This window comes from Maribacter luteocoastalis (assembly GCF_048890225.1).
Lineage (GTDB): Bacteria > Bacteroidota > Bacteroidia > Flavobacteriales > Flavobacteriaceae > Maribacter > Maribacter luteocoastalis.
Map to the genome: position 1 here is coordinate 1 of NZ_JBMFZG010000028.1, position 1,026 is coordinate 1,026.

Here is a 1,026-nt window from a genome sequence, read left to right on the forward strand (position 1 = left end):
ACAACGTGTTTGTGTATGATTAGTGGCGTGCTTAAGCACCTAATTTAGCAAATAAAAACTAGATAAAAAATCCGCGAGGATTTTCGTAAGCAGGTCAGGACTAGTCATTAATTATACACGTTGTTGCCAGTAGTTTTTATCTCTTAAATCTATTAATGACTTTCTTTATAAATCCCGAAATAATATTGATGTCCTTTTTTATTGAATCTTTTTCAAATTGGCTGACGTTATTACTTTTCGTTTTAGCCCAGTTTAATTTCAAAGTAGCTATGTCTGAATTAATCGAATCTTTCTCGAATTGACTTACTTTACTTTTAAACTCATTTATGAGCTGTGATACTTGAATATTAATTTTTTCGGATTGAGGCTGTTCATTCCAAGTATTTTTTATGTCTTGCCAAATATTTTTCTTTTCACTATTCCACATAATATTATATTTTATTGGTTATACAATCCAATAGGATTTTTTTAATTCTTTTCATTTTTACTGCAATATGATTTTCTGTTAATCCGGTTATTTCAGCAATTTGTTTATAATTCAATTCTTCTAAATAAAGGATAATGATTGATTTATTTTCATTGTTTAATTTTGAGATGCACGAAGTCAAAGCATTATACTTTTCTTGTTGATTATTCTCAATAGGAAATTCGACAGCAATGAATTGAATAGATTCTAATTGAAGTGTCTTGTTATAAGTTTTCTCTGATTTTTGTTTTGAGCGAAGACACACATTTAGTGTAATTCTGTAAATCCAAGTGTCAACACTCGAATTGCCTTTAAAAGTTGGAAGAGATTTCCAAATTGCAAAGATTACTTCTTGGAAAAGGTCTTGAGGTTCTAAAGGGGAAACTGCGTAAATTTTACAAATTCTGTAAATTTTCTCTTTATTATTCTCAAGTAGCTTTTCATATGTTTCTGTCATTGGTTTTATGTCTTTCATTATTACTCTCTACTTATTTAGTGACAAGAGTTTTGGAAATATGACAGATTTTTGAATTTATTTACAGATTTTCTCAAATTACTGG

The 1,026-nt window shown here is 28.7% G+C and carries 2 protein-coding genes; both read right to left on the reverse strand.

Going from position 1 to position 1,026, the window contains the following annotated elements; translation table 11 throughout:
* Positions 1 to 136: 136 nt before the first annotated feature.
* Positions 137 to 427 carry a hypothetical protein gene (locus ACOCEA_RS17950; protein ID WP_420757653.1) on the reverse strand — a complete coding sequence of 97 codons (291 nt, stop codon included), beginning with the start codon at positions 425 to 427 and terminating at the stop codon, positions 137 to 139.
* A gap of 4 nt (positions 428 to 431) precedes the next feature.
* Entirely contained in the window at positions 432 to 941 is a 510-nt protein-coding gene (locus ACOCEA_RS17955; RefSeq protein ID WP_420757654.1) for an RNA polymerase sigma factor, read from the reverse strand.
* Between the last annotated feature and the right edge of the window lie 85 nt (positions 942 to 1,026).